The 6,114-nt window shown below is 72.5% G+C and carries 7 protein-coding genes; 3 read left to right on the forward strand and 4 right to left on the reverse strand.

Annotation, left to right across the window (positions count from 1 at the left end; genetic code table 11):
• Positions 1–161: 161 nt before the first annotated feature.
• Both phoH2 and V2J52_RS16950 read right to left on the reverse strand, forming a co-directional pair.
• Positions 162–1,574 (reverse strand): RNA 5'-3' helicase PhoH2, encoded by a 1,413-nt coding sequence (phoH2, locus tag V2J52_RS16945; RefSeq protein ID WP_331228924.1) that lies wholly within the window; start codon positions 1,572–1,574, stop codon positions 162–164.
• Positions 1,575–1,970: 396 nt separating this feature from the next.
• A complete protein-coding gene (locus tag V2J52_RS16950; RefSeq protein ID WP_331228925.1) occupies positions 1,971–2,732 on the reverse strand; it encodes an isoprenyl transferase in 762 nt (253 codons plus the stop codon).
• Positions 2,733–2,900: 168 nt separating this feature from the next.
• On the opposite strand from V2J52_RS16950, the gene trhA reads away from it, so the two are divergent.
• A complete protein-coding gene (gene trhA, locus V2J52_RS16955) occupies positions 2,901–3,596 on the forward strand; it encodes a PAQR family membrane homeostasis protein TrhA (protein ID WP_331228926.1) in 696 nt (231 codons plus the stop codon).
• A 14-nt stretch (positions 3,597–3,610) separates the two neighbouring features.
• Here the strand turns inward: trhA and V2J52_RS16960 are convergent, their stop codons facing one another.
• Together V2J52_RS16960 and mca are read right to left on the reverse strand one after the other, a co-directional pair.
• Positions 3,611–3,973, reverse strand: coding sequence for a hypothetical protein (locus V2J52_RS16960; protein WP_331228927.1), 363 nt, complete (start codon positions 3,971–3,973; stop codon positions 3,611–3,613).
• Positions 3,970–4,842, reverse strand: coding sequence for a mycothiol conjugate amidase Mca (gene mca, locus V2J52_RS16965; RefSeq protein WP_331228928.1), 873 nt, complete (start codon positions 4,840–4,842; stop codon positions 3,970–3,972). The genes V2J52_RS16960 and mca overlap by 4 nt, the downstream gene beginning before the upstream one ends.
• Before the next feature lie 158 nt (positions 4,843–5,000).
• Here mca and V2J52_RS16970 point away from each other — a divergent pair, with 158 nt between their 5' ends.
• Both V2J52_RS16970 and greA read left to right on the forward strand, forming a co-directional pair.
• Positions 5,001–5,426, forward strand: coding sequence for a DUF4307 domain-containing protein (locus V2J52_RS16970; RefSeq protein ID WP_331228929.1), 426 nt, complete (start codon positions 5,001–5,003; stop codon positions 5,424–5,426).
• Between the two features lie 127 nt (positions 5,427–5,553).
• On the forward strand, positions 5,554–6,078 hold the full coding sequence (gene greA, locus V2J52_RS16975; RefSeq protein ID WP_331228930.1) for a transcription elongation factor GreA: 525 nt from the start codon (positions 5,554–5,556) through the stop codon (positions 6,076–6,078).
• Positions 6,079–6,114: the final 36 nt, after the last annotated feature.

Here is a 6,114-nt window from a genome sequence, read left to right on the forward strand (position 1 = left end):
AGGTCGCAACCTCCTCGCTCGACGCCTGACGTCGACAATCCCGCTCTCGGGGATAATCCTGCTCTCGCGGAGAATCCTGCTGTCGGGGACGATCCTGCTCTCGGGGACAATCCTGCTGTCAGCGATGGGGGTGGGGGCTTGGGTGCTGGGGCTGGTCGGGGTTACAGGGGGGCGGCGCCGGACTCCAGGAGGTCGGTGACGAGGGCGGCGATCGCCGACCGCTCGGAGCGCGTCAGCGTGATGTGCCCGAACAGCGCGTTGCCCTTGAGCGTCTCGACCACCGCCGCCACGCCGTCGTGCCGGCCGACCCGCAGGTTGTCCCGCTGGGCGACGTCGTGGGTGAGCACCACCTTGGAGTTCTGCCCGATCCGCGACAGCACCGTCAGCAGCACGTTGCGCTCGAGGGACTGCGCCTCGTCGACGATGACGAACGCGTCGTGCAGCGAGCGGCCCCGGATGTGGGTGAGCGGAAGGACCTCGAGCATCCCGCGGGCAAGGACCTCCTCCAGCACGGTGCGGTCGACCAGTGCGCCGAGCGTGTCGAACACCGCCTCGGCCCAGGGACCCATCTTCTCCGCCTCGGTGCCGGGCAGGTAGCCGAGCTCCTGCCCGCCGACGGCGTACAGCGGGCGGAACACCACCACCTTGCGGTGCTCGCGGCGCTCGAGCACCGCCTCCAGCCCCGCGCAGAGCGCGAGCGCCGACTTCCCGGTCCCGGCGCGGCCACCGAGCGACACGATGCCGACCTCCGGCTCGAGCAGCAGGTCGATCGCCAGCCGCTGCTCGGCGCTGCGTCCCCGCACGCCGAACACCTCCCGGTCACCCCGCACGAGGCCGAGCCGGCCGTCGGGCATCATCCGTCCCAGTGCCGAGCCGCGCCCGGAGTGCAGCACCACCCCGGTGTGGCACGGCACGCCGTCGAGGTGCCCCGCGAGCTCGAGTCCGGCCGGGTCGAGCCGCTCCTCGGTCCACAGCAGGGCCATCTCGTCCTCGGTGAGGTCCGCCGTCGTCATCCCGGTCCAGCCGGTCTCCACGACCTGCTGGGCGCGGTACTCCTGGGCGGCGAGGCCCACCGCGGCGGCCTTCACCCGCATCGGCAGGTCCTTGGAGACGACGGCGACCTCCAGCCCCTCGGCCGCGAGGTTGGTGGCCACGGCGAGGATCCGGGTGTCGTTGTCGCCGAGCCGCATGCCGGACGGCAGCGCGGCGGCGTCGGAGTGGTTGAGCTCGACCCGCAGCGTGCCGCCCTGGGTGCCGATCGGTACGGCGGCGTCGAGCCGGCCGTGCTGCACCCGGAGGTCGTCGAGCAGCCGGAGCGCAGCGCGCGCGAAGTAGCCGAGCTCGGGGTGGTGACGCTTGCCCTCGAGCTCGGTGATGACGACGACGGGCAGCACGACGTCGTGCTCGGCGAAGCGCCCGATGGCGTGCGGGTCGGACAGCAGGACGGAGGTGTCCACCACGTAGGTGACGCGCTGGCGCAGCGCGGCGTCCTCGGACGCGAGCTGCTCGGGCGCCAGGCCGTCCTGGTCCTGGTCGGCAGCGGTCGTCGTCGTGGTGTCGATGGTCGCAGTCATGGCCTCGCGAGCTCCCTCCGGCGCCGGAGCGCCGATCAGCTCCCGTCCCGCACGCGGCGGGCGCGGTGTCCAGGGGCGGGCGCCCGGCCCGCGGCGAGGGCCNGTCGTCGTGGTGTCGATGGTCGCAGTCATGGCCTCGCGAGCTCCCTCCGGCGCCGGAGCGCCGATCAGCTCCCGTCCCGCACGCGGCGGGCGCGGTGTCCAGGGGCGGGCGCCCGGCCCGCGGCGAGGGCCGAGGCCCTCTCCGCACGGAGTGAGTCGCTCCACAGGCCAGCCTCCCGGAGGGCAGCGGGTGTGCTGCCCGTCACACCTGACGCTAGGCGGCACCGCGCCCGCGGCGGCCCTCGACGCGCCGGTGGTCACCCACTGTTCATCTGCGGCCCGCCGGCTGGCGGCTCAGCGGCCCAGGCGCCGCTCCCGCTCACCGAAGTCGCGCAGCGCCCGGAGGAAGTCCACCCGGCGGAAGTCGGGCCAGTAGGCCTCGCAGAAGTAGTACTCGCTGTGCACGCTCTGCCACAGCAGGAAGCCGCCGAGCCGCTGCTCGCCGGACGTACGGATGACGAGGTCCGGGTCGGGCTGCCCCTTGGTGTACAGGTGATCGGTGATGCCCTCCACGCTGAGCGCCTCGGCGGCCTCGTCCAGGCTCAGCCCCTCCGCCTCGTAGGAGCGCAGCAGCGACCGGACAGCATCGGCGATCTCGTGGCGGCCGCCGTAACCGACGGCGACGTTGACCGCCATCCCCTCGACGCGCGCGGTGCGCTCGACGGCGTCCTGCAGCCGGGCGGCGATCTGCTCGGGCAGCAGCTCGAGGGCCCCCACGACCCGCAGCCGCCACCTGCCCGAGTCCGCGAGGGAGGTCACCGCGGTGGCGATGATCTCGAGCAGCTCGGTGACCTCCGTGGAGTCCCGCTGGAGGTTGTCGGTGGACAGCATCCAGAGCGTGGCGATCCCGACGCCGGCGTCCTCCGCCCAGCCGAGCACCTCACCGATCTTGTCCGCCCCGCGCCGGTGGCCGTGCGCCGCGCTGCTGCCCAGCGCCCGGGCCCAGCGGCGGTTACCGTCGAGGATGATGCCGATGTGCTTGGGGACGGCGGTGCGGCCGAGCTGGCGGGAGAGCCGACGCTCGTAGAGCCCGTAGAGCAGGCGGTTGGACCGCATGGCGCAATCGACTCCCGTCCACGGCTCGAGGTTGACGCCGTCAGGTTACTCCGCGGCGGTGGGTGGCGGCACCGGACGCTCGCGCGCGAACCTCACGGTGCATTAACCTACGGATGCGTAGGTTCGGCCATCCCCCGGTCCGCGAACCCGTCGACCCCGGAGCAGAACATGAGCACCACACCCCGCCGGGACCCCGGCGACCACGACGTCGTGAGCGAGATCGCGGCGGTGGTCAAGCCGCGGCTGCGCGGCTGGCTCCACGCCGGTACCGCTCCGCTCGTCCTCCTCGCCGGGATCATCCTCGTCGTGTCCGCGCCCACCTCCGCAGCGACGGCGTCCACCGCGGTCTTCGTCGCGTCCGCCGTGCTGCTGTTCGGCTGCAGCGCGGTCTACCACCGCGGCACCTGGTCGCCGCGCACCGAGGCCGTGCTGCGGCGGCTCGACCACTCGAACATCTTCCTGCTCATCGCCGGCACCTACACGCCGCTGGCCGTGCTCCTGCTTCCCCGCTCGACCGCGGTCACGATGCTCATCGTCGTGTGGGGCGGCGCGCTGGCGGGAATCATCATGCGAGTGCTGTGGCTCGGCGCCCCGCGCTGGCTCTACGTGCCGGTGTACATGGCGCAGGGGTGGGTCGCGGTGTGGTTCCTGCCGACCTTCTGGCGCGGCGGCCACGAGGCGGTGGTGTGGCTGGTCGCCATCGGCGGCCTGGCCTACTCGCTCGGTGCGCTGGTCTACGGCACCAAGCGCCCGAACCCGAGCCCCCGCTGGTTCGGCTTCCACGAGATCTTCCACGTGGGCACGGTCATCGGGTTCTGGTGCCACTACGCGGCGGTGTGGCTGGCCGCCGCCAGTCACGGCTGACGCCCGGCGGCGCGCTACCTCGGGGTGACCGGCGGCGCGTCGCCGTTGCTGCCCGTCGTCGGCGGCTCGCCAACGGCAGCCGCGTCCGCATCGCCGGCAGCAGCCGCCGTGCCCGCAGTCCCATCACCACTGGTCTCAGCCGCAGCCGCGGCGTCCTCCTCCGCGCGGCGCAGCCGGGTCTGCTCGACCCGGCGCATCTGCCGACCCAGCGAGCGGAACAGCAGCCAGCAGGCCAGCGCCACCGCGAAGAACGCGAGGAAGCCGGAGATGCCCGGCGTCACCGTGTAGAGCGTCATCCCCGGGTCCGTCGGCGTGGGCTCGGGACTCTGGGCGGTGTGCACTGCCCCGGCGAGCAGGGACCAGGCGACGGTGTTCACCCCACCAGCCTACGCACCCCGGCGAACAGGTCCTCCTCGGGCAGCTCGGTCTCCACGCGGGACAGCGCCAGCTCGAACTCCTCGTAGGGCCACACCTCGCGCTCGATGTCGCGCGGGACCTGGAAGAAGAACCCGTCGGGATCGATCTGGGTGGCGTGCGCACGCAGCGCCTGGTCGCGCTTGCCGAAGTACTCCGCGCACTGGATGCGGGTCGTCACCGGTCGCTGCGGCCGGTCACCGCGGCGCTCGAGCCAGCCGTCGTAGGGCGAGACGAGGTCGCGGGCGTGCATCGCGTCGGCGATGGCCTGGATCCGGGTGACCGAGAAACCGACGTCGTAGTACAGCTTCGACACCTGCCACGCCGGCCCCGCGTCGGGGAACAGCTCAGGGTCCGCGGCCGCGTGGTAGGCGGCCACCGAGATCTCGTGGGTGCGCAGGTGGTCGGGGTGCGGGTACCCGCCGTCCTCGTTGTAGGTGGTCATCACGTGCGGGCGGAACTCGCGCACCTGCCGCACGAGCGCCTCGACAACGACGTCCAGCGGCTCGACGGCGAAGCTTCCCTCGGGCAGCGGCGGCAACGGGTCACCCTCGGGCAGCCCGGAGTCGACGAAACCCAGCCAGACGTGCTCGATGCCGAGCACCTCGGCCGCCAGCGCCATCTCGCGACGGCGGTAGGCGGGCATGTCGGCGAGCACGGTCGGGTCGTGCTCGAGCCGGGGGTTGAGCACCGACCCGCGTTCGCCACCCGTGCACGTGACCACGCGCACCCGTGCTCCCTCCGCGGTGTACCGCGCCATGGTCGCGGCGCCCTTGCTCGACTCGTCGTCGGGGTGCGCGTGCACCGCCATCAGCCGCATCGGCTCGCTCACAGTGGTCTCCTCGTTCGCCAACGTCGATTCTGCCCCGGCGGCGGCCATCCACCCAAGCCGATATCGATCGGCGCCGCCGCCTCGGCCGCCCCGCGGTCCCCGGCCCGGGCGGCATCGGGGACAATGGTCTCCTACCCGACCGACCGGAGGCCACCGAGATGCCCGCCGAGCATGACGAGACGCGCGCGGTCCTCGAGGCGCGTTACGGCACCGCGCCCTCCCGGGCGACGCAGCGGCGCCGCCGGGTGCTGCTCGCCGTCGTCGGGGTGGTGGCCGCGCTGGCTTTCGTCATCCTGGCGTACAGCTCCACCGACGAGCCGGTCAACACCCAGGACGTCGCCTTCCGGGTGGTCGACGACGCCACCGCCGAGGTGACCTTCGCCGTCTACCAAGAGCCCGGGCAGAGCGCCGTGTGCCGCGTCGTCGTCCTCAACGTCACCTTCGCCCAGGTGGGTGTGGCCGACGTACCGGTCGGCCCGGTCGACGGCGACTCCACCGTGGTCACCGCCAGCGTCACCACCACCGAGGCCGCGGCCGGCGCGCGCGTCGAGGGCTGCCGGCCGGTGGCCGAGCCCGGTCGCTGAGCCGGGAACCCGCTCGTCTCCCGACCACCGCGGGACGACATTGCTATAATTGCCCGACTGCCAGGTCACGGGTATTCTCACGCCCTCGCCCCGGCGAGAGATCTGTCGATCGAAGCCTCGACCCACGATGGTCGGGGCTCATCGCTTTACTGGAGGAGGAATAGTGGCCGACACCGCAACCACCACGTGGCTGACCACGGAGGCGTACGACCGTCTCAAAGCTGAGCTGGAGCACCTCACGGGGCCCGGCCGCACCGAGATCACCGAGCGGATCGAAGCCGCTCGCAACGAGGGCGACCTCAAGGAGAACGGCGGCTACCACGCCGCTCGCGAGGAGCAGGGCAAGATGGAGGGCCGGATCCGCCAGCTCACCGAGCTGCTCCGCCACGCGCACGTCGGCGAGGCCCCGCCGGACGACGGCCTGGTCGAGCCGGGCATGGTCGTCACCGCGGAGATCGCCGGCGAGAAGGAGGTCTTCCTCCTCGGTTCCCGCGAGGGAGCGCCCGACGTGGAGATCGACGTCTTCTCCGAGCACTCCCCCATGGGCGCCGCGCTCCTCGGCAAGGGCGCCGGTGACACCGTCTCCTACGAGGCGCCCAACGGCTCCTCGATCAAGGTGAAGATCCTCAAGGTCACGCCCTTCAAGGGCTGAGTCACCACACCTGCGGCGGGGCGCCGGCGGCCATCG

Origin of the sequence: Georgenia sunbinii, assembly GCF_036421875.1 — a bacterium.
Classification (GTDB): Bacteria; Actinomycetota; Actinomycetes; order Actinomycetales; family Actinomycetaceae; genus Georgenia_B; species Georgenia_B sunbinii.